This is a genomic window from Acidobacteriota bacterium, assembly GCA_026393755.1.
Classification (GTDB): domain Bacteria; phylum Acidobacteriota; class Vicinamibacteria; order Vicinamibacterales; family JAKQTR01; genus JBAXOX01.
In genome coordinates, this window is record JAPKZO010000006.1 from 80,924 (window position 1) to 106,482 (window position 25,559).

Annotated in this window: 22 protein-coding genes and 1 pseudogene; 14 read left to right on the forward strand and 9 right to left on the reverse strand. The window is 65.0% G+C overall.

What is annotated here, in order from left to right:
• Window positions 1-8: 8 nt before the first annotated feature.
• The 4 genes from NTV05_02695 to NTV05_02710 form a co-directional block, all read right to left on the reverse strand.
• Window positions 9-404 carry a response regulator gene (locus NTV05_02695; GenBank protein MCX6543304.1) on the reverse strand — a complete coding sequence of 132 codons (396 nt, stop codon included), beginning with the start codon at window positions 402-404 and terminating at the stop codon, window positions 9-11.
• 89 nt (window positions 405-493) lie between these two features.
• Entirely contained in the window at window positions 494-3,106 is a 2,613-nt protein-coding gene (locus NTV05_02700) for a PEP-utilizing enzyme (GenBank protein ID MCX6543305.1), read from the reverse strand.
• 40 nt (window positions 3,107-3,146) lie between these two features.
• The gene (locus NTV05_02705; GenBank protein MCX6543306.1) at window positions 3,147-3,542 is read right to left on the reverse strand and encodes a response regulator; all 396 of its coding nucleotides are present in this window, start codon (window positions 3,540-3,542) and stop codon (window positions 3,147-3,149) included.
• Window positions 3,511-4,548 (reverse strand): ATP-binding protein, encoded by a 1,038-nt coding sequence (locus NTV05_02710; protein ID MCX6543307.1) that lies wholly within the window; start codon window positions 4,546-4,548, stop codon window positions 3,511-3,513. The genes NTV05_02705 and NTV05_02710 overlap by 32 nt, the downstream gene beginning before the upstream one ends.
• A gap of 158 nt (window positions 4,549-4,706) precedes the next feature.
• Here NTV05_02710 and NTV05_02715 point away from each other — a divergent pair, with 158 nt between their 5' ends.
• From NTV05_02715 to NTV05_02725, 3 genes are read left to right on the forward strand one after another with little or no spacing between them, the layout of a single operon-like run.
• Window positions 4,707-5,009, forward strand: coding sequence for a hypothetical protein (locus tag NTV05_02715; protein MCX6543308.1), 303 nt, complete (start codon window positions 4,707-4,709; stop codon window positions 5,007-5,009).
• 9 nt (window positions 5,010-5,018) lie between these two features.
• A complete protein-coding gene (locus tag NTV05_02720; protein MCX6543309.1) occupies window positions 5,019-6,044 on the forward strand; it encodes a sulfite exporter TauE/SafE family protein in 1,026 nt (341 codons plus the stop codon).
• Complete coding sequence (locus tag NTV05_02725) at window positions 6,041-6,337, forward strand: hypothetical protein (GenBank protein ID MCX6543310.1); 297 nt, start codon at window positions 6,041-6,043, stop codon at window positions 6,335-6,337. Before NTV05_02720 ends, NTV05_02725 begins: the two co-directional genes overlap by 4 nt.
• Before the next feature lie 188 nt (window positions 6,338-6,525).
• On the opposite strand, the gene NTV05_02730 is transcribed toward NTV05_02725, so the two are convergent.
• Complete coding sequence (locus tag NTV05_02730) at window positions 6,526-7,350, reverse strand: cytidylate kinase family protein (GenBank protein ID MCX6543311.1); 825 nt, start codon at window positions 7,348-7,350, stop codon at window positions 6,526-6,528.
• A gap of 97 nt (window positions 7,351-7,447) precedes the next feature.
• On the opposite strand from NTV05_02730, the gene NTV05_02735 reads away from it, so the two are divergent.
• A complete protein-coding gene (locus NTV05_02735) occupies window positions 7,448-9,049 on the forward strand; it encodes a HAMP domain-containing sensor histidine kinase (GenBank protein ID MCX6543312.1) in 1,602 nt (533 codons plus the stop codon).
• 36 nt (window positions 9,050-9,085) lie between these two features.
• On the opposite strand, the gene NTV05_02740 is transcribed toward NTV05_02735, so the two are convergent.
• Genes NTV05_02740 through NTV05_02755 form a run of 4 tightly spaced genes read right to left on the reverse strand, consistent with a single transcriptional unit; the run spans window position 9,086 to window position 13,750 of the window.
• Window positions 9,086-9,472 (reverse strand): response regulator, encoded by a 387-nt coding sequence (locus NTV05_02740; protein ID MCX6543313.1) that lies wholly within the window; start codon window positions 9,470-9,472, stop codon window positions 9,086-9,088.
• A 26-nt stretch (window positions 9,473-9,498) separates the two neighbouring features.
• Window positions 9,499-12,021, reverse strand: a complete 2,523-nt coding sequence (locus tag NTV05_02745; protein ID MCX6543314.1) for a PEP-utilizing enzyme — start codon at window positions 12,019-12,021, stop codon at window positions 9,499-9,501.
• Window positions 12,022-12,043: 22 nt separating this feature from the next.
• Window positions 12,044-12,817 (reverse strand): TIGR02186 family protein, encoded by a 774-nt coding sequence (locus tag NTV05_02750; GenBank protein ID MCX6543315.1) that lies wholly within the window; start codon window positions 12,815-12,817, stop codon window positions 12,044-12,046.
• A 15-nt stretch (window positions 12,818-12,832) separates the two neighbouring features.
• Entirely contained in the window at window positions 12,833-13,750 is a 918-nt protein-coding gene (locus NTV05_02755; GenBank protein MCX6543316.1) for a sulfite exporter TauE/SafE family protein, read from the reverse strand.
• A gap of 157 nt (window positions 13,751-13,907) precedes the next feature.
• Here NTV05_02755 and NTV05_02760 point away from each other — a divergent pair, with 157 nt between their 5' ends.
• The 10 genes and pseudogenes from NTV05_02760 to dsrB all read left to right on the forward strand — a co-directional run bounded on the left by NTV05_02760 (window position 13,908) and on the right by dsrB (window position 25,550).
• Window positions 13,908-14,618 carry a DUF2270 domain-containing protein gene (locus NTV05_02760; protein ID MCX6543317.1) on the forward strand — a complete coding sequence of 237 codons (711 nt, stop codon included), beginning with the start codon at window positions 13,908-13,910 and terminating at the stop codon, window positions 14,616-14,618.
• 308 nt (window positions 14,619-14,926) lie between these two features.
• Window positions 14,927-15,367 (forward strand): adenylyl-sulfate reductase subunit beta, encoded by a 441-nt coding sequence (aprB, locus tag NTV05_02765; GenBank protein ID MCX6543318.1) that lies wholly within the window; start codon window positions 14,927-14,929, stop codon window positions 15,365-15,367.
• 18 nt (window positions 15,368-15,385) lie between these two features.
• Complete coding sequence (gene aprA, locus NTV05_02770; protein MCX6543319.1) at window positions 15,386-17,314, forward strand: adenylyl-sulfate reductase subunit alpha; 1,929 nt, start codon at window positions 15,386-15,388, stop codon at window positions 17,312-17,314.
• 75 nt (window positions 17,315-17,389) lie between these two features.
• Window positions 17,390-17,668 carry an ogr/Delta-like zinc finger family protein gene (locus NTV05_02775; protein MCX6543320.1) on the forward strand — a complete coding sequence of 93 codons (279 nt, stop codon included), beginning with the start codon at window positions 17,390-17,392 and terminating at the stop codon, window positions 17,666-17,668.
• Between the two features lies 1 nt (window position 17,669).
• The gene (locus tag NTV05_02780) at window positions 17,670-18,497 is read left to right on the forward strand and encodes a YkgJ family cysteine cluster protein (GenBank protein MCX6543321.1); all 828 of its coding nucleotides are present in this window, start codon (window positions 17,670-17,672) and stop codon (window positions 18,495-18,497) included.
• 11 nt (window positions 18,498-18,508) lie between these two features.
• A complete protein-coding gene (locus NTV05_02785) occupies window positions 18,509-19,789 on the forward strand; it encodes an FAD-dependent oxidoreductase (GenBank protein MCX6543322.1) in 1,281 nt (426 codons plus the stop codon).
• Entirely contained in the window at window positions 19,782-22,040 is a 2,259-nt protein-coding gene (locus NTV05_02790; protein ID MCX6543323.1) for an FAD-dependent oxidoreductase, read from the forward strand. The genes NTV05_02785 and NTV05_02790 overlap by 8 nt, the downstream gene beginning before the upstream one ends.
• 15 nt (window positions 22,041-22,055) lie before the next feature.
• Window positions 22,056-23,159: a quinone-interacting membrane-bound oxidoreductase complex subunit QmoC gene (gene qmoC, locus NTV05_02795; GenBank protein MCX6543324.1), complete on the forward strand. Its 1,104-nt coding sequence runs from the start codon at window positions 22,056-22,058 to the stop codon at window positions 23,157-23,159.
• An 89-nt stretch (window positions 23,160-23,248) separates the two neighbouring features.
• Window positions 23,249-24,437, forward strand: a pseudogene (gene dsrA, locus NTV05_02800) (dissimilatory-type sulfite reductase subunit alpha).
• 30 nt (window positions 24,438-24,467) lie between these two features.
• The gene (dsrB, locus tag NTV05_02805; protein ID MCX6543325.1) at window positions 24,468-25,550 is read left to right on the forward strand and encodes a dissimilatory-type sulfite reductase subunit beta; all 1,083 of its coding nucleotides are present in this window, start codon (window positions 24,468-24,470) and stop codon (window positions 25,548-25,550) included.
• Window positions 25,551-25,559 lie beyond the last annotated feature (9 nt).

A 25,559-nucleotide genomic window follows, 5' to 3' on the forward strand; every position in this document is an offset into this window, starting at 1 on the left:
TCCCCCCGTCAGCGCGGCAGGTGTTCGAGCAGCGTCTTTTTTTCCATCGCGGTCTGGATCCGCTCGCACAACTTCTCGACGAGCGCCGGCTTCAGCAGATAATCGACCGCGCCGTGGGTCATGGCGTCGACCGCCGTCGCCATCTGCGCCTGGCCGCTCAGCATGATCACCGGGAGAATCGGGTGGGTGCTGCGAATGTGGTCGAGCGTGGTCACGCCGTCCATCCCGGGCATCCGCTGATCCAGCACGACAACGTCGTAGTCGTGGATGCCGAGTTCCTCGAGCCCGGCAGCCCCGTCGCGGGCCACGCCAACCAGATAGCCGCGCGCGCGGAGCACCTTCGACATGGAATCGAGGAAGACGGTCTCGTCATCGATCAGTAGCACACGAACCTGGCTGGACATCGCTCCACGCTCCTTCCCCAGGCTCCTGCCTGGTCTCCAGAACTGCGTTCGACCCGTTGGCCGCGAATCACACGGCTTTGGCGCGCCCGCTACGGTTCGCGCGAGGCCGAGGCCTGCCCGGACGGCATCTCGCGGCCAGGTGGCTCGAACAGGTAGTTCTCCGCGAAAAACGCATCGACGTACCACGCAATCGGCGTGCCGGGTCCGAGGCGCATGTCGAGCTGGCGTGTGGCGACGATCAGACGTCCGATCTGGTCGATCCGCCGGAGCGTCGCATCGCGCGGGAACTTCAGCAGTCGAGCGTTCACCAGATCGCCGTTCCACTCGATCTGAAAATCCAGACGCCTGAGAATCTCGCCGATGAGTTCACACCGCCGGGCGCGACGCCCATCGTCGGCGGCACCGCCCTTGAACCTGAAGCTGACGTAGTTGCGGGACCGCGACTCGGAGCAGTACGCGTCGACGGCGGCGAAATGGTACCCGACGCGCGAACTGAAGTTGCAGTACGCCTCGGCGACGATGGCGTAGCTCCGGTCGCCGAGCCGCCGCTGTCCGTCGCCTCCGCCTGGTGAGAGCATGGATTCGGTGGCGACCGCCAGAAACCCCGACATGGAGATCGGCCGGGGCTCCCACCAGCGCAGTTCCGGGTGCATCATGCCTTGCAGCAGGGCGCGCATGGGCTCGGAGCGGATGTCCTCCAGTCGCACGCACGGGCTCGGCGCCCGGCGCAGTCCGCCTCCAATATCGATCAGGTACACCAAGTAAGGCAGCCGCTCGTCCAGCCTGGTCGCCTTCTCGCTCGCGCTGGTGACGCGGTCGCTCATGCGAAACATCTCTTCGAACGCCTTTTCGTGGACGAACCGCGCGATGTCATGAAAGCTCCGGCACTCGCGCGGGTGGAACTGCGGGCTGCGGGGATCGGTCAGCGCCAGTGGCACGATCACCGTGGCCACCTCGCGCAGAATCGTATGAATCGGGGTTCCCACGACGCTCCGCCGTTGGGCCCCGCCGCTGGAGGCCAGCAGGCGTTCGACGCGCCCCTCATACACTCCGCCGCCGTTGGCGTCCACGGTGACGACCACACCCTCGGCGAGCATCCGCGTGGCGTTGCGTGTGTCGAGCACCGCGGGCACGCCAAATTCCCTCGCCAGTGACGCCATGTGCCCGGTCGTGGCGCCAATGTCGGTCACAATGGCGGAGGCACGGTCCATGACCTTGACGAACTGCGGAGACGAATGCCGAGTCACCAGAACCGCGCCGTCCGGAAACGTTGCGGGGTCGTCTCTCTCCGTGAACCGATGGACCACGCCGCTTCCGCAGCCCCGCGACGCCGCGGCGCCCGTGAGCAGGAGTCGATGGCCATCGATCTCGCCGTCCAGCACCGCCGCCGGTCGCTCCTCGGCGGTGGTCTGCAGGGGCCTCGTCTGCAGCAGCACAAACTGTCCCTGTCGGTCGAGAGCCCACTCAATCTCCTGAGGACAGTGGTAATGCGATTCGATCTGCCCAACCAGGCGGGCCAGGTCCTGCACTTGGACGTCCGACAGGCTGAAATGCTGGCAGTCTCCCGCCGGGACCGCCGTGGGCGCTACGCCCCCGCCGGCCGACGGGTCGATCCGCGTCTCTTTCCAGCCCAGACGCCTTGTCAGGATTGTCGGATCTCCGGTCCTCGACACCACCCACGTGTCCGGACTGACAGAGCCGCCCACCGGACCCACACCGAGACCCCACGCTCCGCTGATCAGCATCGTGTCGGACGCGGCCCGATTGGGATCGACCGAGCAGGCGACACCGCTGGCAACGGCGTCGACCATGGTCATGCAGAGCGCACCCATGGGGAGGTCGTCGTCCGGGATGCCGTGCACGCCGCGGTAAAACATCGCCTGGGGAGAGTACAAGCTGGCCACGACCTCCTTGTAGGCCTCGATCAGTCCCGCCCGATCGACGTTGAGCACGCTGGTGTACTGGCCGGCAAACGACATCTCTCCGTCTTCGCCAACCGCGCTGGATCGCACCGACACGCGAGGCTCGTACCCGATGGTCCGACTCAGCTGGTCGTAGCCTGCGAGAATCGCCTCCGCCAGTTCCGGGGGCAGATCGCTCGACATGATCCTCTGTTGGGCCTGCTGGCTGACCTCGTGCAGGCCGTTGGGGTCTTCAGGTTCAAGATTCAGCTGGAGAGCCCGGATGTCATTGCCCAACCGCCGGTGGTCCAGGAAGGCGGCGAACGCATCGGTGGACACCGCGAACCCATCGGGGATCGGCAGTGGCACGCGGTTCCTGATTTCGCCGATATTCGCGCTCTTCCCGCCGACTCTCGCGGCTGACGAGCCGTCGACCTCCGACAGCTGATAGACCAGACGCGGCGGGCCTGGCGAGGCCGGCCGCGTGCGGTCCAGGATGGCTTCCAGGCGCTTCTGCATCGACGCGAAGGCCGGGTGCAGCTCCTGGTACCGTCGCGATGAGAGCTTGTCGAGGCAGATGATCATCCGGTAGGTGTGCGTCGCGCAGACGACGGTTCGATTCCGGAGGTACGCCATGCCAAACGCGGTATCACCCTCGAGTTTGCATTCGATGTCGGCGATGGTCTCCAGGAGCTCGTCGTTGGACGTCGTCAAGTCCTTGAAGGTCAGGTAGTCCAGCGACAGCGAGGCTCTCGAGTCTTTCCGGACCTCGACCGGACGCCACCGATCCCGTCCGGACAACCTGCGTATCCAACGCCGTACGGCGATGCCCTGCCACACTTCAACTGGCCCCGTCCGCTTCCTCAATGGTCTTCTTCTCGAACGCCTCTTCGACCTTGACCAGGACGTCTTCGATGTCGACAGGCTTGAGCAGGTAGTCGGACGCGCCGAGCCGGATCCCTTCGACGGCCGCCGTGATCGAGGCATTGCCGCTCACGAGCACGACCCTCACCGAGGGGTGCAGTCGCCGGATCTCTTTCAGCACTTCGAGTCCGTCCATGCCCGGCATCCATACGTCGAGCAACACGACGTCAACTGGCCGCGTGCGGAGCAGTTCGAGTGCCTGCGGTCCGCCAAGGGCGCCTTCCACCTCGAACCCGCGGGCTGTCAACCGTTTCGAGAGCGTCTCGACGAACCTTGCCTCGTCATCGACCAGCAGCAGTTTCACGACTCTCATGGGCTCCTCCTGCACTCGGGGGTGACACGCCCGGCCGGGCCGCCGGCAGTGTCACGTGGAACACGCATCCCTGCCCCGGCGCGTTGTCGAGATCGATCCGGCCGCCGCTTCGCTGAACAATCCACGTGCTGATCGTCAGTCCCAGGCCGGCGCCCTGTTCCTGGGCCTTGGTGGTGAAGAACGGTTCAAAGATCCGCCCGAGCAGATCCGGAGCGATGCCCGGTCCGGTATCCGAGATGCTCGCCCGCACCGCATCGCCCGATCGCGCGGTCGTAATCGTCAGCGTGCCGCCGGCACCCTTCATGGCATCGAGAGCATTCTTCATCAGATGGAGCAGCACTTGTCGCAATTCGGCGGCGTGTCCCTGCACCAGCGGCAACGTGCCATCGAGATGCTTGATCACACGGACGCCGGTCGCGACCAAATCGGTTTCGACGAGGTACAGGGTCTTGGTCAGCAGAGTGTTGATGTCGACCTGGCCCGGCGGCTCCTCGGGGTCCCGGGTCCAGGTGAGCATTCGGCGGGCAATCTCTCGGCAGCGGCCGATCTGCATCCGCAACTGCTCGACCGACGCCGAGAACTCGCTGCGGGTCACCGCGTCGTCCGACTCCGCGCCATTGAGGAGATCCTGCATCCAGCCCGCCTCTTCGTTCATGATCGCCAGCGGGTTATTGAGGTCGTGTGCGATGCTGCAGGACGCCTCACCGAGCGACGCCAGTTTCGACAACCGCGCGAATTCCTGGTAGAAGGCATCCCGCTGCCGCACCACTTCTCTCAGTTGGCGTGAGAGACGGATGGCCACCAGCGTCGAAGCCGCGGCAGAGGCCACGCACCCCGCAAGCGCGAGCGGCATCAACCGGCTTTCCGACGCGGTGCCCGCGAAGAAGGTCAGCATGACGACGAGCAGGAAGAGCGCCAGCGACGGCACGACCGACGCCCAGATGACGTTCCTGACGTCGGGGTGAGTCGGCGACCGCCATAGGTTGGAAGATCGGATGTCGTTCACCACCAACCCCGCTGTTCAGAGGGCAGGAATCCACTGGCACCCCAGTGCCAACTTGACGGCGGGGGCAAGTCACGTCTAGATTATCCCTGCTCCTAGGCGCGTGTCGATGCCGTCGGGAACCTGCCTCCGTTCCCGAGCGACTTCCAGAGGGACAACACATGACTCGCCGTGCGATCGCCCGATCGATGACAGCGCTCGTCGTACTGGCGCCATGGCTGCTCGTGACCGCGACGATGGCTGCTGGCGGCGAGAGCCAGGGCGCCCTGGTTCACGTGGCCGACACCCGGCACCTGACCGGTTTCAATCTGTACTTCGCCAACCTCTACAACGCCGACCGGCTGTTGTTCACCACCATGACGGTCGGCCTGACCGGGCTGCTCGGACTCAGTCTCGGCGTGCTGATGGACATCATTGTGGGAACCATCGGTCTCGATCTCGGCAAACGCGAAGCCAAGGAGTAGGCGGCAGTCATGCTCGAATGGTTCACCGTTGTGCTTCCGATCTCCGGAGTGGCGATCAACGCGCTGCTGCTCGTGTTGCTCGGAGTCGCCGTCGGCGTGTTGGGCGGGTTCTTCGGCATGGGCGGCGCGTGGATGGTGACACCCGCGCTGAACATCTTCGGCTTCCCGATGCCCTTTGCCGTGGGTACTGACCTGTGCCACATGGCAGGCAAGTCGATTATCTCGACACGACGCCATGCGAAGTTCGGCAACGTCGACATGAAGCTCGGCCTCGCGATGCTGGCGTTCGACGTGGTCGGGATCGAGTGCGGCGCCAGGCTGGTCATGCTGCTCGAGCGGTTTGGCCTCGCGGGCCCGGTGATCCGGTGGGTGTACGTCGTCCTCCTGTTTCTGATCGCCTGGCTCGTGTTCTACGATTACTTCAAGGACCGGTCGATTCGCCGCCGCGCCGCGCTCGGTCTCGCGCCCGCCACGCCGGCCCTCCAGTGGCATGTGGCGCTGCACAAGATCAGACTCCGGCCCATCATCCGCTTCGATGTCGCGCAGGTGGAGTGTTCGTTGTGGCTGCCTGCCGCCGTCGGGTTCACCGTCGGAGTGCTGGCCGGGTTCCTCGGGATCGGGGGCGGCCTGCTGATGATGCCGGCCCTCGTCTATCTGATCGGGGTGCCGACGTTCGTGGCGGTTGGCACCGACTTGTTCACGGTGATGCTCTCGGGATTCTATGGCGCCGCGACGTACTCGATAAAGGGGCGCGTGGAGATCCTCGCTGTCCTGTTGATGCTGGTTGGGGCGGCGCCGGGGGCCCAGGTCGGGACGATTGCCACCAAGTACATTCGCGGATACGGCATCCGGCTCATCTTCGGCATTACGGTCGTCTGCGCGATGGTCTCCGTCATCCTCAAGCAGCTGAACTACAACACCGCGGCGGCGTGGACGGTGATGATGGCCGTGTCGGTGATCACGGGCGTCGTCGTGGTCGGCATGGTCAGGGGGGCCGCGCGCGAGCTGGCCGCGCGCAAGGAGGTGAGCCCATGAACCGGGTAGCCTGCGTGATTGCGCTCATCGCCGTCGCGTTCGTGCCGGCCTGCGTGGCCGTCGCCCCTGTCGTGCAGGGCAAGGTCGTCGCGGTCGAGCAGGGAGGCGGCGTGCTGCGGGTACAGGATGAAGAGGCGCCCGACCGTGCGCCTCTGGTGCTCGATATCACGAGCGCGGAGATCGGCGCCCCGCCACGAGCCGGCGACGTCGTTCGGATTGTCTACCGCGCGGGCGCGTCATCGAACCAGGCCCTGCGCGTGATGAACGTCGGCCGGCACCAGGCGAACCAGTAGCCCCGTCGCACCAGGCGTCCCGGCCCGCACACCGCGCTCCGCCTCAAACCACCGGGCGTTTGTGCCGGTTATCGGGGCTGGCAGGGTGCCCCCTCTGTCCGTCATTGCGGAGAACGCCGGAACGGCGAAGCGGGTCTGAAGGCCCGGCCTCCAGACCCCGGCTTTCGCCGGGGTGACGAGATTGCGCTTCAGGGGACAAGCGCAGTCGAGTCTTCGAACATCACTCGCGTGCCATAGCGAATGCCCCTCACCCCCGCGACCCGGCGAGCTCGATCGATCACGGCGTTGACGAGCATGGGATCGGCCAGTTTGCCTTCAATCTCCACCAGCCCCGCCTTGGCCCTCACTTCGACCTCAGCGTAGGAGGTGCCGCGGTCGGCGGCCAGCGTGGCGGCGACCTGGCTCATCAGGAGCAGGTCCATCATCGTCTGGCGGCTCGAATCATCGGCCTGGAACTGCGGTCTGGCCGCCAGAGCCACCACTGCCCCGCACGCGCCCTCCAGGTCGACGTTCTCGAGGTTGACGACGAGGTCGTAGAGACTCGGATCCTTCCAGTCGGCGCCGTACAAGAACTCGGTCCAGCGCGAACGTTCCTTGTCCACCCGCTCGATGTACGCCGCAGCCTCACGCTCGTCGAGTCCCATGCGTTTCCGGAGCCGATCGATCCTGAAATCGAGCGGGGCGATCAGTCTCACTCTGATGACGTGCCGCACACCCTTGAGCAGGAAGTGGCCTGCGTGTCCGTGGTAGACGAGGTTATCGTGAGCCGCCCGTTCACAGAGCGCCATCCGCACAAACGCCAAGTAGAGCCGCCGGTCGGGCAGAAACCGATCGACGAGCCGAGGGCTGCTCTCCAGGGCCCTGGAAAGAGCGGCCTCCGAGACGCCTGAGACCTGGGCCGCGTCGGCAACGATTTCCCGGCTGGCGACGCTATAGCCCAGCTGTTTGTGGAGACACTCGGCCAGGTCGCGGCCTCCGCTGAACGTGCCTCGCGAAATCGTGATGATCGACATCTGGAGCCTCCTGTGCAGCCGACGCGTCACCGAATCTGTTTGTCGGGATGGTCGCCCGACGAATAGAATGTCGGTGGCTTCGGGGACGTTACCACACATGAGGCCGCAACACGAGACGCCAGGCCGAACGCCGCCCGGGTGGTCCGCTCGCGGGCGGAACCGCCAGGGTGGCGGTCCGTCGAACGGGCAACTGAACGGGCGCGACTCCCAGACGGCAGCCGACATTGCGCTGCTGCGGCGTCCGAGCTTCAGCATCCGCAAGAGGATTGCTCTCAGCTTCCTGCTGTGCTTCCTGGTGATTGGCGGCGTCACGCTGGCTTCGCTGGTGACGCTCGGGCGTATCGAGCAGAAGCTCCACTTCCTCGAGGTGGCCGACACCTACACCAATCAAATCCAGCAAGCCCGCCGGTTCGAGAAGAACTACCTGCTGTATGGGACCGGCCTGGACAGCGCCCTCGAGTACGCGCACGAGGCGCGCGCCACGCTCGGGGGCGCGTCTGCCGAGTTCGCGCGCATCGTCGGCCAGAAGCCGTACGGGGAGATGCGCCAGCACCTCGAACGCTATGAGCAGCTGCTGCTCGGGCTGGCAGGTGTGCCCACAGGCGCGGCGGGTGCCCGGCGCAGCACGCTTGAAGCCGAGATTCGGCAGCATGGGGCGGAGATGGTGGCCGCGGCACTGCGGGTGGCTGAGGCCGAACGGCAAAGCGTCCGGTCGATGCTCCGGCTGTCGAAGCAGATGCCGCTGGCGGCGCTCGCGGTGCTCCTCGTGTTGATTGTGTACATCACCAATTTCCTGGCGCGCCAGCTGCTCGCGCCGCTGGGGCGGATGGTGAACACGGCTGGCCGCATCGCCAAAGGGGACTTCACGCCGCTCCAGCCGACCCGGCGATACCGGGATGAATTCACCGGCCTCGCGCTCGCCATCAACCGCATGATGCAGGAACTGAATCACCGGCAGGAGGCGCTCGCCGAGGCGCAGAAGCTCAGGGCCATCGGGACGCTGACCGCCGGTATCGCGCATGAACTCAACAACCCCATCAACAACATCTCGCTGACGGCAGAGGCCATGCTCGAAGACCACCAGACGCTCGGCGACGAGGATCGTCTCGATCTGTGCCGGGATCTGCTGACGCAGACCGAACGCGCCCAGGGCATCGTCCGCAACCTGCTCGATTTCTCGCGGCAGCGCGACGTCCATATGGAGGTGATTGACCTCGCGGGGCTGCTGCAATCGACCGTCAGGCTCGCCGGCAACCAGATCAAGCTCGCGGGCGCGCGCCTGGAACTGGCCGTGCCGGACGGCGTGCCGGCCATTCGCGGGGATCGCCAGCAACTGTCCCAGGTGTTCGTCAACCTCTACCTCAACGCGCTCGATGCGATGGGGTCGGACGGGATCATCCGCGTCTCGGTCGGCAGCGACCCCGAGCAGCCGGGCCGCGTGCAGATCGACGTGAGCGACAATGGAGCCGGCATTCCGGCCGACGTGCTGCCGTTTGTCTTCGACCCGTTCTTCACCACGAAGGCGGCCAAGGGTACAGGCCTGGGGCTGTCGGTGAGCTACGGCATCGTCTCGAAGCACGGCGGGGACATCCGTGTGACCAGCACCCCGGGCCGCGGCACGACGCTCAGTGTGTTTCTGCCGAAAGCTCAGGCTCTGCCAGATGCCGAATCCGAGTCCGGGCTCGGCACCTCGGTGTGACGACGCCGGACCACGAGGCGTCGGCGGCGAGGCGTCTCACAACGATCGTACTGCCGCGATCCGCTCGGCAGCACGAGCGATGACGGCCCTGAGGTCGTCCATTTTGAACGGCTTCGCGATGAAGTCGAACGCGCCGATGGTGAGGGCTTCGCGTGCCACGTCGACGGTGGCGTACCCCGTGATCATGATGACCAGGGGCTGCGGCGACCTTGACTGCGCATGGCGCAGCACCCCCATGCCATCGACGCCCTCCATGCGGATATCGGTGACGACGATGTCGTAGGCTCGCAGGTCGAGCAGACGAATCGCCTCGGCGCCCGTCTCGACCACGTCGACGGTATAACCCGACTTCTCGAGCGCTGGTTTCAGCCGCTTGCCGACGATAGGTTCGTCGTCGAGGACCAGGATGGTCAGTTTCGGCATGCCGTGCTCCCCTCAGGGTCGCGAGGCTACTCCGGATTGTGGCGTCCTTCGAAGAACGCTTCCGTGTACCGCGAGACCGTGTCTTCGTCATCCATCAGCGCGTCGATCTGGCGCGTGAACCCAATGAGTCTCCCGATGATTCTAAGGCGCTCTTCGGTGGCCGTTCGCGGCAGTTTCCGCAGACGAGCCACCACGAGGTCGTAACTCTGACGTGTCGCGAATCCCAACCGTTCCATGATGTCCCGGACCATCTCCGCGCGGCGCGTGCGGCGCTCGGCATCAGAAGCCCCGCCGACGAAACGGAAGTAGATATGGTTCTCCTCGCGGTTGCCGCTCACGAAGGCATCGACCATGGTGAAGTGGTAACCGACGTTCAGACTCAGATTCACGTAGTTCTCGGAGACGACGGCCAGGTTTCTGTGCGTGTTCTGGAGGGCGCCTCCCGACATCGCGCTTGAGAAGAAGGTCGCAAGATCAACTCTGACCGGGCGCGTGCTCCATACCCCCGGTGTCGTCAGGCCGGCCCAGATCGCCAGCATGGGTACCGAGCGAATGGCGGCGGGCGTCACGGTCAACTGCGGAAGGCCGCCACCCACCGCCGTATCGAGCCCGCCACCGACATCGATAATGGAGAGTCCGATCGGCAGATCCGAAATCAGTCGCTTCGCCGATTCGACGCCCGACACGCGCCCCGAGGCCTGTAGATCGATCAGCTCGTCGACGGCTGTCTCATGTGCGAAGCGGATGACGTCATGAATCGTCCGGCACCGATCGGCCCGGAAGTTGTCTGCGTGATGGTCGATGAGGTTCAACGGGGTGATCCGCCGAAGCAGCCGGCGCAGCAGTCGGTATTCCGGGGTGTCCTCGAGCCCGCTTTCCGTGACGAGCTGGTAGTCGATCAAAGGATCGACGCGGCCGGCATAGACGGCATTCTCGTCAGCGTCGACCGTCACCACCTGGCCCTCGGTCAGGACGATCGACGCGGTGGCGCAATCCACCAGGGTCGGCACCCGAAACTCGCGGGCCAGCGCCGCCATGTGTCCGGTTGGCGCACCGATGTCCGTGACGATCGCGGCGCACTTCGCCATCGCGCTGACGAAGCGGGGCGAGGCCCTCCGCGAGACGAGCACCCCGCCGGCGGGGAAGGCGGCGAGGTCCGACTCCTCGGTCACATGGACGACTGGTCCCGACGCGACGCCCCGGCAGGCCACCTGTCCGCGTCGCCGCAGCAGCACCGGATAGGCGTTTAGGATCTCGGACAAGTCGCGCGGCTCAGAGGCCGGCGCACTGATCCTGAGCCGGCGCGCCTGAATGAGGTACAGCGAGCCGTCAGCGTCACGGGCCCACTCGATATCCTGTGGCTGCTTGAAGTAACGCTCGATGCGCAGCGCCATTTCGCTGAGCTCTCGAACGTCGGCGTCGGCGAGCTCCCGGCCCGCGGAGCCGTCGCCAGGCGGCTTCGGGGTCTGGTCACCCTCGGCGTGCCAGGCGGCGTCGCCGACGCCAGCGGCTGGCCGATATCCCAGTACCTCGTGCGGCGGCTGACGCGCGACGGAGTACTGCGCCATGTTCTGCTCGCCCTGCACGGCGCGGTTGGCAAGGCCTCGCGTGGCGCCCAGGAGCAACTCGCCCGATCCCGACCGATTCGGATCGACGGTGTAGAGGACGCCGCTGACCGTCGCGCGCACCATGCGCATGCAGGCCACGGCCATCAGCCCACCCGCCGGCAGGCCCGAGGACGTCCGGTACGCGACGGCGTGGGGAGCATACAGGCTGGCCAACACCCGGCGATACGCGTCGATGACCTCGGCTGGCTTCGTGTGGAGCACGGTCTCGTACTGCCCGGCGAACGACAGATCCTGATCCTCGCCGAGCGCACTCGAACGCACCGCGAGGCTCAGCTGGTCGGTCCGTCCGAGCGCGGCGACGGCCTTCCGGATCGCCGTGCCGATCTCCCGCGGGACTCTCGCATGCAGCAGACGCTCGGCAATCTCCAGGACGGCGGCGTCGTCGCCCCGGCTCAAGCGCAGCAGGCCATCCTCGATGACATTCGACAGGTGATTGGCTTCGATGATCCGGACAAACGCCCACGTGGTGATCGTGAACCCGTCGGGAATCCGTACGTGCAGCCGGGTGTGGAGTTCGCCGAGGTGGGCGCTCTTGCCGCCGACGAGGTTGACGAGGCTCTCATCGATCTGCGCGAAGGGCACACAGAAGCTCGCCTTGGACACGACGGGACGTCCGGCCACGTCGCCCTGGATTTCGTCCCGGAGCCGATCGAGGACGGCGTAGAGCGCCGTGTGCTTCTGATCGGTGAGGCTGTTGAGATCGTGGACGGTCTTTCCAACCAGATCGAACAGCTGATGAATCGAGGTCTGAATGTAGGACCGATCGAACACGTATTCGCCGCTCTGCTTCTCGGCGAGATCGGCGAACAACTGGAGGACCCTGGTGTTGTTATCGAGAATCGCGCGAAAGCGGGCGAACAGCAGCCTGAAGGAAATCGATGGTCGTCGGCCGAAACGGAGCCACTTGCCGATGCGGGCCATGCAATGTTCACCTGCCGACGGGCTAGTGTCCCGCGGGTCCCTTCTTGAAGAGCAGACCGATCACGAGCCCAAAGCCGAGGGCGATGACGACCGACCCGAGGCCGTACAGGAACTTCCGCTCGAACGCCATGTAAGAAACGAATCTAGGAATTCCCACGTACTGCACATCGAGGGCTCTGACGTCCTGCCGCAGCACCCCGCGTTCGCGCACCTGGAGCACGGCAACCCGGTACGTGCCGGTTGGCGCGGTCACGGGCCAGGGGATCTCGGCGTCGAATGTGCGCGAGGTCGGAGCCTGCTCAATGCGGACCGCCTGGTCGAAGACCGCCACCACGCCCCGCTGCTGCTTGAGCTTCAGATACTCGCGAAGCAGGAGATCCCGGTCCGGCACGTCGGGGTCTATCCGTGCCCGGCGGAGGAGTGCGTCGACGTCGAGCCGGTACGCTTCGATGTCGTCACGCCGGACCAGCGTTGCGACCGGCGCCTGGCTGGCCACCAGATGGAGACTCGGCACACCCGAGATCGCCACCTTGCCGGTGGTTGCCCACAGCGGCCCAAACCGTCCCTTGCGGTTGAAGTGTTCGTCTACGGTCCCGCCCGTGATGACCACGACGATGCTACAGCCCGGGTCAACCGTTCCGCGCACACGCACGGTGCCACCGTTGAAGAACGAATGAATCGACACCGGATTCGGGTCGATCGTGAAACGGTCCTCGCCGACTGCCACCGATGTGGCCGCAGTCGAGAGCAGCGCAATCACCGTCAGGCCAGCGGCCAGCGCACTGCGTCGGTCCATGCCCCAGGCTCCTTCCTAGTGTCCACCCGCGTAGGACAGCAGCACCGATGGGCTCGCTACCAGTCCATAGATCATCTTCAGACACACCAGTAACACGATGACGGAGAGGATGATCCGCAACTGTTCTCCTCTCAGCCGCCGCGCAACCCGGGCTCCGATCTGCGCGCCGATCGTGGAACCCAACGCGAGGACGAGCGCGAGGACGACGTCCACCGTCGCGTTGACGGTGGCCTGCATCAGCGTCACGCCACTGGAGGTGAAGAGAATCTGGAACAGATCGGTACCGACGGCCACATGCATCGGCATGCGGAGCACGTAGACCATGGCCGGGATCATGATGAATCCGCCGCCCACACCCATGATCGCCGCGAGGATGCCCACCAACATGCAGAGGGCCACCGGCACGAACGCCGATTGCCGTATGCCCGACTTCTCGAACGTCGTCTGCAGCGGGAGCGCCGCGAGCAGTCGGGCGAACCGCGAGGGGCCCGGCCGGGGCGTTCTCCGCAGATGGACGTGCCTGATCGCCCGCAGACTTTCCCTGAACATGTAAACGCCGATCGACGCCAGCACGATGACGTAGGTGAGGCCAATCAGGAAGTCCGCGTTCCCCATGAGCCGGACAATCTTGATGATCTGAACTCCGACGGCTCCACCACCGATTCCGCCGATGAGCATCAGACCGCCCAGCTTGTAGTCGACGTTGCCCATGCGCGCGTGGGCAAAGCTGCCAGACGCGGCCGCCGCCGCGATCTGACACGAATCAGACGCGGCTGCGACCGTCGCCGGAATGCCCACCATCATGAGCAGCGGTGTCATGAGAAACCCGCCGCCGACACCGAACATGCCAGACAGGAAGCCGACCAGGCAACCGAGACCCAGAGGAATGAAGACATTGATGCTACACGCTGCGATCGGGAGAAAAAGATACATGAAGCCCTCTGTCCGCCCGAAGGCTACGCGGGAACGTAGACGGAGTCAAGCGTGCGCGCGTGAGCGCCGAGTGGAACAACGAGTATGGATCGGGAGCACCGACGAGCGCGACGGCGACTCCATGTTACTCCTGCCAGGTTGGTCCGAGTCCGCCTTGGTGGTACACTCCCGTTCGGCTATGGCGGTTCACTACGTTGATCCCACGGCGGGCAGTCACGACGACGGAGTCGGCGACGCGGACAGTTTCGACACGGCCATGGCGCATCTCTATCGCGGCGAGATGCACCGGATGACCACCTGGCGACAGCGGCTGGACGTGACGACCAACTGGGCCATGATCATGGCCCTTGGTATGACCACGTTCGTGCTCGGCTCCGAGCGGACACCACCCTACATCCTGCTGCTGGGCCTGGCGGCCGTGGCGATGTGTCTGGTGATCGAGGCCCGGCGTTATCAGCACCTCCACCACAGCCTGTGGCGGTTGCGGCTGCTCGAGCAGCACTACTTCGTCGGGCTGCTCCGGTCAGCGCCGCGCGCGGACCGATCGTGGCGCGAACGTCTCGCCAGCGAACTCGCCAGCCCGAGGCCGAAGATCGGGCTCGTGGCGTCAGCCAGATTCCGTCTGCGCCGCAACTACCTCATCCTCTCACTCTTCATCACCGCCGCGTGGCTGACGAAGGTCTTCATCCATCCGACCAGCCCCGCGACCATCAACCAGTTCTACCAGCGTCTCGCCGTCGGTGAACTCGTCCCAAGCTGGCTCGTGGCCATCACCGCCGGTGCGTTCGTCCTGGGGGCGACCGTGCTGGCGGCCACATCGGCGAACGAAGAAGCGATGGAACGACATGCCAGCGCCAGCGACATCTAGTCTCCCCCCTCCAGTCGAAGCCGCGGGCGCGCTGACGACGTACGCCGTCGGGTCAGAGCATTGTTGACTATTTCTATCAATCATATAGATACACGTGTAAGTACAAGCAAATACTTGACATAGCGAGTCTTGCGTCTTAAAGTTGCGACGTCGATGGCCCCCGCCTCCGGAGTGCTCCCCCCTTGCTCCCCCAGCAACCGTCTCCACTCCGGCGTGGCTGCCTGCCCACTGATACGACCAGAGGGCGGCGTCGGTTGATCCCGTTCTCTGAGCGCGGAAGGTTACGAGTCAATCCAGGAGGTAGCGGAATGCCAAGTTATGTCAACCCGGAGAAGTGCGACGGGTGCAAGGCGCTGGACAAGACCGCTTGCCAGCACATCTGCCCCAACGACCTGATGGTCCTCAACAAGGAGACGATGAAGGCGTACAACCGCGACGTCTCGATGTGCTGGGAGTGCTACAACTGCGTGAAGATCTGCCCGACGCAAGCCGTCGAGGTGCGGGGCTACGCCGACTTCGTGCCCCTCGGTGCCAACGTCACTCCTCTGCGCTCGACCGACTCCATCATGTGGACGGTCAAGTTCCGCAACGGAATGGTCAAGCGGTTCAAGTTCCCCATCCGCACCACACCTGAAGGAAAGGCCGCACCTGATGGCGGGTTCGCCACCAAGGGAGATTTGAACAGCCAGGCGCTGTTCACCGAGCCGGCGTCAACCGGTCTGTCGGACGTGTTCACCCTCAGGACGTAGGACGAGAGGAGATAACAGATGGCGAACTTTGAAACGGTTGTCGTGGAAACTGATCTGTTGATCCTCGGAGGCGGAATGGCCGCTTGCGGGGCAGCGGTCGAGGCCGCTTACTGGGCCAAGGAGAACGGCCTGAAGGTGACGCTGGTCGACAAGGCCGCCGTGGACCGCTCGGGAGCCGTCGCGATGGGGCTGTCGGCGATCAACCAGTACGTGGGCCTGAAGGACGGCAAGAATTCCGTCAAGGACTACGTCGACTACGTGCGCAACGACCTGATGGGCGTGACCCGCGAGGACCTGGTCGCCAATATCGCGCGCCACGTCGATTCGACCGTCCACCTGTTCGAGAAGTGGGGCCTGCCGATCTGGAAGGACGAGCAGGGCGGCTACGTGCACGAGGGCCGGTGGCAGTTGATGATCAACGGCGAGTCCTACAAGGTCATCGTGGCTGAAGCGGCCAAGAACGCGCTGCTGCAGACTGGCGTCGGCCAGATCTTCGAACGCGTGTTCATCGTCGGCCCGCTGATGGACGGCGACCGGTGCGCCGGGGCCGTGGGCTTCTCGGTCCGCGAGGACAAGTTCTACGTGTTCAAGTCGAAGGCCACCCTCGTGATGATGGGCGGCGCGGTCCACGTCTTCAAGCCAAGGAGTTCGGGCGAAGGCCTGGGCCGTGCGTGGTATCCACCCTGGAACTCCGGCTCCTCGGCCTACTTCACGCTGAAGGCCGGCGCCGAGATGACGTGCCAGGAAGTGCGGTTCATCCCGGTCCGGTTCAAGGACGCGTACGGGCCGGTCGGCGCGTGGTTCCTGCTGTTCAAGTCGCGCGCGACCAACGCGATGGGCGGCGAGTACATGGTGGAGCGGAAGGCCGAGCTCGAGAAGTGGGGACCGTACGGGCGCGTGAAGCCGATTCCCGCCAACCTGCGCAACTACCTCGGCATGCTCGACGTTCTGGAGGGCAAGGGTCCGATCTTCATGAGAACCGACGAGGCCATCCAGAAGATCGCCGACACCCTCAAGGACGATCCGAAGGCCTATAAGAAGAAGATGAAGGAGCTGGAGACCGAGGCGTGGGAGGACTTCCTCGACATGACCATCTCCCAGGCCGTCCTGTGGGCGGCGACCAACACGGAGCCCGAGAAACGCAGCTCCGAAATCGCGGCCGCCGAGCCCTACTTCATCGGATCCCACTCCGGCGCGTCGGGGGCGTGGGTGAGCGGTCCTGAGGATCTGCAGACCGCCGAGACGAAGAAGGAGTACTTCTGGGGCTACGCGCATATGGCCACCGTCAAGGGCCTGTTCTGCGCGGGTGACGCCTCCGGCGCCTCCAGCCACAAGTTCTCGTCCGGGTCGCACGCCGAGGGACGGATCGCCGCCAAGGCCGCGGTGAAGTTCGTCGTCGAGAACAACACCAAGCCGAAGGTGGACCAGGCCGTCATCGAGGCCCTCAAGGCCGAGATTCTCAAGCCGCTCGATACGTTCACCACCCACAAGGGCGCCACGACCGATGCCGAGGTGAACCCCAATTACCTGAAACCCCGCATGTTCATGTTCCGGCTCCAGAAGCTGATGGACGAGTACGCCGGCGGCGTCAGCTCGGGCTTCACCACCAATAAGGCCCAACTCGAGCGGGCGATCGAACTGCTGGCGTTCCTCAAGGAAGATTCCGCCGCGCTCGCCGCGGAGAACCACCACGAGCTGATGCGGTGCTGGGAGAACATCCATCGCATGTGGCAGGCCGAGGCGCACGTACGGACGGTGCTGTTCCGCGAGGAGACGCGCTGGCCCGGGTACTACGTCCGCGCCGACACGCCGGGACTCAACCAGGAGAAGTGGCTGGTCTTCGCCAACTGCAAATACGACCCGAAGGCCGACACGTGGGAGATGCTGACCAGGCCGATCCTGCACATCTTCGACGAGCCCAAGAAACAAGAGCTGCTCGGCGGCTGACGTTTCCTATTGAGCTGAGGGAGTCCCCGGGGCCGAACGTCCCGGGGACCTTCCTTGGCATCGTCTGGTTGAACCATGCCTGCGAACCCAACTCTGCGTTGTCCCCACTGTGCGTCGCCACTGGTCCGTTGGCAAAACCCGTCCCTCTCCAACTGGTCGGGCGAGTTCCAGTACGTGTGCTTCAACGACGAGTGCCCGTACTTCGTCAGGGGCTGGGCATGGATGCAACAGCAATTCAATGTGCACGCGTCCTACCGGCACCGTCTGGATCCCACCAACGGCGAGACCGGTCCGCTTCCCGTCTGGTCCGAGGACGCGCTGCGCAGCAGCATTCTCGGGGATGAGGCTCTCTAACATGGCAGCCGAACCGTCCGTCCAAGAGCAGATTCTGAACGACTACCCGAGGATGAGCCCGGACGAGTCCTTCACGTTCCAGTGTCATCAGGGGCTGGAGTGCTTCACTCGGTGCTGTCGGGACGTGTCGATTGTCCTGACGCCGTACGACGTGCTGCGGCTGAAGCACGCGCTGGGGATCGAGTCCTCGGAGTTTCTGACGCGCCACACGATCTCGCCGTTCACCGCCGACCAGAAGTTCCCCGCGGTCCTGCTGAAGATGGACCAGGAGACGAAGACCTGCGCGTTCGTCGGGCCGGAGGGATGCCGGGTCTATCGCGATCGGCCGTGGGCGTGCCGGATGTACCCGTTGGGTGTCGCGGAACCGAGGTGCGAGACGCCGACCGATCACCCGTTCCACTTCCTGTTGTGGGAGGACGTGTGCCAGGGCCACCACCAGGGACCCACCACGACCGTGCGGCAGTGGATCGACGAACAGGGCATTGCGGAATACGACATGATGGGCACCTCCTTCAAGGCCCTCATGCTCGACGAGTTCTGGGACAAGACCGACGGGCTGTCCCCGCAACAGATGGAGATGTACTACATGGCGTCGTTCGACCTGGACCGGTTCCGGCGGTTCGTCTTCGAGAGCCGCTTCCTCCAGATGTTCGAAGTCGACGAGGCCCGCGTCGATGCCATGCGGACCAACGATGAAGATCTGCTCGAGTTCGCCATGCAGTGGCTGCGGTTTACGCTCTTCAACGAGAAGACCATGAAGATCACGCCCGCGGTGCTCGAAGCCAAGCGCCAGGCGATGACCGCGGCCACCGGGCAGAACGCGGGATAGTGGGACCCTCCATGATGGCAACTCAGGTTCATGGCACAGGCGGCAAACCGGTCCTGGTGATCGGGGGCGGCATCGCCGGGGTGACCACGGCAGTCGAGGCCGCCGAGGTCGGCTGCCAGGTCATCCTCGTCGAGACGCTTCCGTATCTGGGGGGCCGGGTGGTACGCAGCTACAAGTACTTCCCCAAGCTCTGCCCGCCCGGATGCGGGCTGGAAATCAACTTCAAGCGGATCAGGAACAACCCCGCCATCCAGGTTCTCACCCAGGCCACAGTCGAGCAGATCAGCGGCTCGCCGGGCGACTACGAAGCGACGATTGTCATCGCGCCCCGCTTCGTCTCCGAGGCGTGCACCCTGTGCGACAAATGCGCCCAGGCGTGCCCGACAGACCGTGCCGACCAGTTCAACCTGGACCTCTGCACCACCAAGGCCGCGTACCTGCCGCATCGGCTGGCGTTTCCGGCTGCCTACGTGATCGACCGCACCGCGTGTCCCGACGGCTGCACGGTGTGCCGGGACGCCTGCGAGTATGGCGCCATCGATCTGGGCCAGCAGGTGGAGCGCCGGAAAGTGAAGGTTGCCGCCGTGGTGGCCGCGACCGGATGGGCGCCCTACGATGCCACGAAGATTGACAATCTGGGGTTCGGTCGATTCCCGAACGTCGTCACCAACGTCATCATGGAACGTCTGGCGGCGCCAGACGGTCCCACCAAGGGCCGCATCCTGCGTCCGTCCGACAACCAGCCGCCCTCGTCGGTCGCCTTCGCGCAGTGCGCCGGATCCCGCGACGAGAACCACCTGCCGTACTGCTCGGCCGTATGCTGCGCGGCCTCGCTCAAACAGGCCACCTACGTTCGCGACCTGTCTCCGGCGACGCCCGTCTCGATCTTCTACATCGATATCAGAACGCCGGGCCGCCTCGAGGATTTCTACCAGACGGTGGCGGCCGACGAGCACCTCACTCTGATCAAGGGCAAGGTGGCGAAGGTCGACGAGGACCCGGCGACGCACGACCTGCTCGTGACCGCCGAGGACGTGCAGACCGGCAAGAAGATCACAGCGCGCGTTGGGCTTCTGGTTCTCGCGACCGGCATCGTGCCCCAGACCTCGAATCTCCCGGCCGGTTTCGCCTTGGACGAATTCCGTTTTCTTGCGCATGCCGAAGGCCGGGCCGGGTTCTTCGCCGCCGGCTGCGTGGTGCGCCCCGCCGAGGTGTCGTCGACGGTGCAAGACGCCACCGGAGCGGCCCTCAAGGCGCTCCAGGCCGTCGTGAGGAGTGCTCACCATGGCTAACGCGCTGGGCGTCTACATCTGCAGCGGCTGCTCGATCGGCGACACGCTCGACACGGAAAGACTCGCCAAGGTGGCCACCGGTGAGTACAAGGTTCCCCGGTGCCAGGTGCATCCGTTCCTGTGCGGTCCCGAGGGACGGCAGTTGATCGAGAAGGACCTCGCCGAGGGTGCGGTCGACGGCGTCGTGGTGGCCGCGTGTTCCCCGCGCGTCAAGACGGATGCCTTTGCCTTCGATCCCCGGATGGTGCTTGATCGAGTCAATCTGCGCGAGCACGTCGCGTGGTGCCAGGCGCCAAACGACGAAGACACGCAGATGATGGCGGAGGACTACCTCCGGATGGGCATCGTCAAGGCCCAGAAATCCGACCCGCTCGACCCGGTGCTCGAGGAACTCACGAAGAGGCTGCTCGTCGTGGGCGGCGGGATCACCGGCATGACCGCGGCTCTCGAAGCGGCCAACGCCGGCTACGAGGTGGTCCTGGTCGAGAAGGAGCGCGTGCTCGGCGGCTTCGTGGCCTCGCTCAAGAAACGATTTCCGACCTCCGCGCCGTACGAGGAGCTGACGACGGATGGCACCGCGGCCATGGTTCAGGCGGTGATGTACCACCCGCGGATCCAGGTGCTCACCTCCGCGCGGATCCTGAAGACGGCCGGCCAGCCGGGCATGTTCGATGTCACGCTGGCAGCCGAGGCTGGCGAACTGACCACGCGGGTGGGCGCCGTCATTCTGGCCACCGGGTGGAAACCTTACGACGCCACCCGCCTTGCGCACCTGGGCTACGGCCTGAGCCCCGACGTGATCACCAACGTCGAGCTCGAACAGATGGTGGCGGCCGGACCCATCACGCGGAAGTCCGACGGCCGGCCGGTCCGAAGCGTCCTGTTCGTACAGTGCGCCGGCTCGCGCGACAAGGATCATCTGGCGTATTGCTCGTCGGTCTGTTGCATGGCGTCGCTCAAGCACGCGGCGTATGTCCACGAACAGAATCCCGGCGCTTCCGTGTACATCATCTACAAGGACATGCGGACGCCGGGGCAGTACGAGCGCTTCTATCGCCGGGCGCAGGAGCATCCGCTCAACTTCCTCACCAAGGGCGAGGTCACCGGGGTCGAGCGGGCGGCCGACGGTCGACTGACCGTGCGGGCGAAGGACTCGCTTCTCGGCGATCAGATCGCCATCAGCGTCGACCTCGTGGTGCTCGCGACCGGCATGGTGCCCAACGGGGCAGACGGCGTCGCCATCCGCGCGGTCAATGACGCCCGGGCCACGCTGGCACGCGCCGAGGCCACCGAGCCGCAGAAAGCCGATGCCCGGACGAAGATCCAATCCCTGGCCCACCACCAAGGCACCGAGATCCTGAATCTGACCTACCGGCAGGGACCTGATCTTCCGGCGTTCCGGTACGGGTTCCCCGATTCGCACTTCGTCTGTTTCCCGTACGAGACCCGGCGCACCGGAATCTATGCCGCCGGCACAGTCCGGGCGCCGATGGATGCGGCGCACGCGGCCGAAGATGCCACCGGCGCGGCGCTCAAGGCCATCCAGAGCATCGAACTGGCCTCGCGCGGCGCGGCCGTCCACCCTCGGGCCGGCGATCTGTCGTCCCCGATCTTCTTCCTGCAGCGTTGCACGCAGTGCAAGCGCTGCACCGAGGAATGTCCGTTCGGCACGCTGGATGAGGATGTGAAGGGCACGCCGCAGCTGAACCCGTATCGCTGCCGCCGGTGCGGCATCTGCATGGGGGCGTGCCCGGAGCGCATCATCTCGTTCAAGAACTACTCGGTGGAGATCGTCGCGTCGATGATCAAGGCGATCGAGGTGCCCGAGGAAGACGAGGAAAAGCCCCGGGTGCTCGTCTTCATGTGCGAGAACGATGCCTACCCGGCGCTCGACGTGGCCGGGCTCAACCGCGTGCACTACGACCCCAGCGTGCGTGTGATCCCGCTCCGGTGCCTCGGCTCGCTGAATATCGTGTGGATTGCCGATGCCCTCTCGGGCGGCATCGACGGGGTGCTGCTCATTGGCTGCAAGTACGGCGATGACTACCAGTGCCATTTCATGCAGGGCAGTGAGCTGGCCGATCGTCGCCTGGAGAACGTCAAGGAGACACTGCAGCGGCTCCAGTTGGAGTCGGGGCGGATTCAGCTCACCCAGTTGGCGATCAACGAGTACGACAAGCTGCCCGCGCTCATCGATGGGTTCATGGCGCGGATTCGGGAACTGGGGCCGAACCCCTACAAGGGACTCTAGGAGGTACGACTCGCCATGTCTGACGCCGTGCTGATCGAACCGGATGTTCACTTCATCCAGGACATCGTGGCTCACGGCGGCGGCGATCTCAAGAAGTGCTACCAGTGCGCGACTTGTTCGGTGACGTGCGCCCTGTCGCCCGACGACGCCCCGTTTCCTCGGCGGCAGATGCTCCGCGCGCAGTGGGGGCTCAAGGACTCGCTGATGGCCGACCCGGCCATCTGGCTGTGCCACAACTGCGGGGACTGCACGACGCGGTGCCCGCGCGGCGCAAAACCGGGAGAGGTGTTCGGGGTGCTTCGCGCCGAGGCGATCAAGCACTTCGCGTTCCCCCATTTCCTGGGGACGCTGCTGGCGGGGCCCGCTGGACTGGCCCTGCTGCTGGCCGCCGGCGTCGTGGTCTTCGGGTTGCTCGCGCTGGCCGGCCACCCCGCATTCGGCCTGGCCCTGCCGTCGGATCGTCCGTTCGAATTCGCCGACCTCTACCCGGTGTGGGCGCTCGAAGCCTTGTTCTTTGCCGTGAGCGGATTCCTGGCGCTGGCCATCGTGATCAGTCAAGTGCGCTTTGTCCGGGCACTCCGGGCCTCTGGCGCCACGGGCCCCATCCTGCCAGGTCTGCTGTCGGCGGCGCGCGACATCGCCACCCACACGCGGTTCACGTCCTGCGATCAGGAACGCAGCCGCTACGTCGCGCACCTCGCCGTGTTCTGGGGGTTTGTGGGCCTGGCGACAGTCGGCACGGTGGTCGGCATGGCCTCGATGGCGGGGGTCCTGCACACGCCGCTGGCCCAGACCAATCCGCTCAAGATCTTCGCAAACGCCGCGGGAGTGGTCGCCCTGGTTGGCGCCGTGCTGCTGCTGACCAACCGTCGGAGGGACCCGGCCAGGCGGGCGGCCGACACCTATTTTGACGCGTTCTTCATCTGGACGCTGACGGGCGTGATCGGGACTGGCGCCATCGTTCAGATTCTGAGACTGTTCCAGTCCATGCCGTGGATGTACGTGGTGTACGTGGTGCACCTGATCTTGGTTTTCGTGCTCTTCGTGAGCGCGCCGTATACCAAACTCGCCCACGTGGTCTACCGGACGATGGCCATGGCGGCGGCAGGCAGGAAATGACTATTCACCGGTGTCCCGCGGGAGGGGCCGGCTCAGGACGCGACACCATTGTGGGGCGGCGCGATTAATGCGGTCGATTGGAGGACATGATGGCGGACGAGACAACAAAGACCCCGCTCCTGGATCAGCTGGAGCAAGGTCCCTGGCCGAGTTTCGTCAAGCAGATCAGACAGGCGGGAGAGAAGAGCCCGGTCTGCGGCGATCTGCTTGGGCAGCTCGAGCAATCCTACGAAGAGAAGATGGGCCACTGGAAGCACGGCGGGATCGTCGGCGTGCTCGGCTATGGCGGGGGTGTGATTGGTCGCTACAGCGACCTGCCCGAGAAGTACCCGAACATTGCCCACTTCCACACGCTGCGCGTCAACCAGCCGGCCGGCTGGTTCTATACCAGCGACGCGATCCGGACGCTCTGCGACATCTGGGAGCGGCATGGATCGGGTCTGACCAACATGCACGGATCGACGGGCGACATCGTCTTTCTCCGGGACCAAGACCGATGAGCTGGAGCCGATCTTCAAGGAACTCACCGAGGCTGGTTTCGATCTGGGCGGATCCGGTTCGTGCATGCGGACGCCGTCCTGTTGCCTGGGCCAGGCGCGCTGCGAGTGGGCCTGCTACGACACCATGGCGATCTGCGACGACATGACGCGCACCTACCAGGATGAGATGCACCGCCCGCCGTTCCCGTACAAGTTCAAGATCAAGTGTTCGGGGTGCCCGAACGACTGTGTCGCGTCGATCGCGCGATCGGACCTGTCGGTCATCGGCACGTGGAAAGACGACATCCAGCAGGACGACGCGGCCGTGACCGAGTACGCGGCGGCGGGGCTGAACATCCAGAAGGACGTTTGTGACCGTTGCCCGACCCGGTGCATGACGTGGGAAGGCGGCAAGCTCGCGATCGAGAACCGGGAATGCGTGCGTTGCATGCACTGCATCAATGTGATGCCCAAGGCCCTGCGACCCGGAAAACAACGAGGCGCCACGTTGCTCATCGGAGCGAAGGCCCCCATCGTCCAGGGCGCGCTCCTCTCGTCGGTGCTGGTGCCGTTCGTGCCCGCTGACGAGCTGGCGGACACGATGAAGGAACTGATCAAGCGCATCTGGGAGTTCTGGGACGAGAACGGCAAGAACCGCGAGCGCGTCGGCGAGCTCATCCAGCGCGTCGGCCTGGCCGGTTTCCTCGATGCGATCGGCCTCGATCCTGTGCCAGAAATGGTGACGGCCCCGCGCGACAACCCATACATCTTCTTCCAGAAAGACGGAGACGGGCACTGACAGCCTGACACCTGTGAGGAGTGACTGACAATGACCACGACAGTTGCCAAGCGGATTACGGATATCGGCCCCCCACACTACAGCAAGTTCCTGCATCCGGTGATCAAGAAGAACTACGGACAGTGGAAGTTCCACGAGTCGATCGCGCCGGGCGTGCTCTGCCACGTCGCCGAATCTGGCGATCGGATCTACACGGTACGGGCCGGCTCGCCGCGGTTGCTGAGCGTGCAGACCCTGCGGCGTTTCGCGGACCTCGCCGATCGTTTCAGCGACGGGCACTTGCGGTTCACGAGCCGCAACAACGTGGAGTTCCTGCTGTCGGACCGGGACAAGGTCGAGCCGCTCAAGCAGGCCTTGTTCGAGCTCGGATTCCCGGTCGGCGGCACCAACAACGCCATCAGCAACATCGTGCACACCCAGGGGTGGGTGCACTGCCATTCGGCGGCCACCGATGCGTCAGGCATTGTCAAGTCGGTGATGGATGCGCTGTATGATCGGTTCACACACGAGAACCTCCCTGGGAAGCTGCGCATCGCGCTCGCCTGCTGCCTGAACATGTGCGGCGCCGTACATTGCTCCGACATCGCGATTCTCGGCATTCACCGGCGCGTGCCGAAGATCAACCATCAGACGCTGCCGAAGACCTGCGAGGTGCCCACGCTGATCGCCTCCTGCCCGACCGGCGCCATCCGGCCTGCCACGGTCAACGAGAAGGCGTCGGTCGAGGTCATCGAAGAGCAGTGCATGTTCTGCGGCAACTGCTATACCGTCTGCCCGTCGATGCCGCTCAACGACCCTGAGAACGACGGCCTCTCGATCTGGGTGGGTGGCAAAGTGAGCAACGCGCGCAGTGCGCCCAAGTTCTCGAAGCTGGCGATCCCGTTTATTCCGAACAACCCGCCCCGCTGGCCCGAAGTGGTGGATGCGGTTGTCAACATCGTCACCGTGTACGCCGCGCACGCGCGAAAGTTCGAGCGCATGGGTGAGTGGATCGAGCGGATTGGCTGGCCGCGCTTCTTCGAGCTGACCGGCATTCCGTTCACTCGGTACCATCTCGACGACTTCAAGCACGCGGGCCTGACCTATGCGAGGTCGACGCACATCCGTTTCTAGGAGGACACC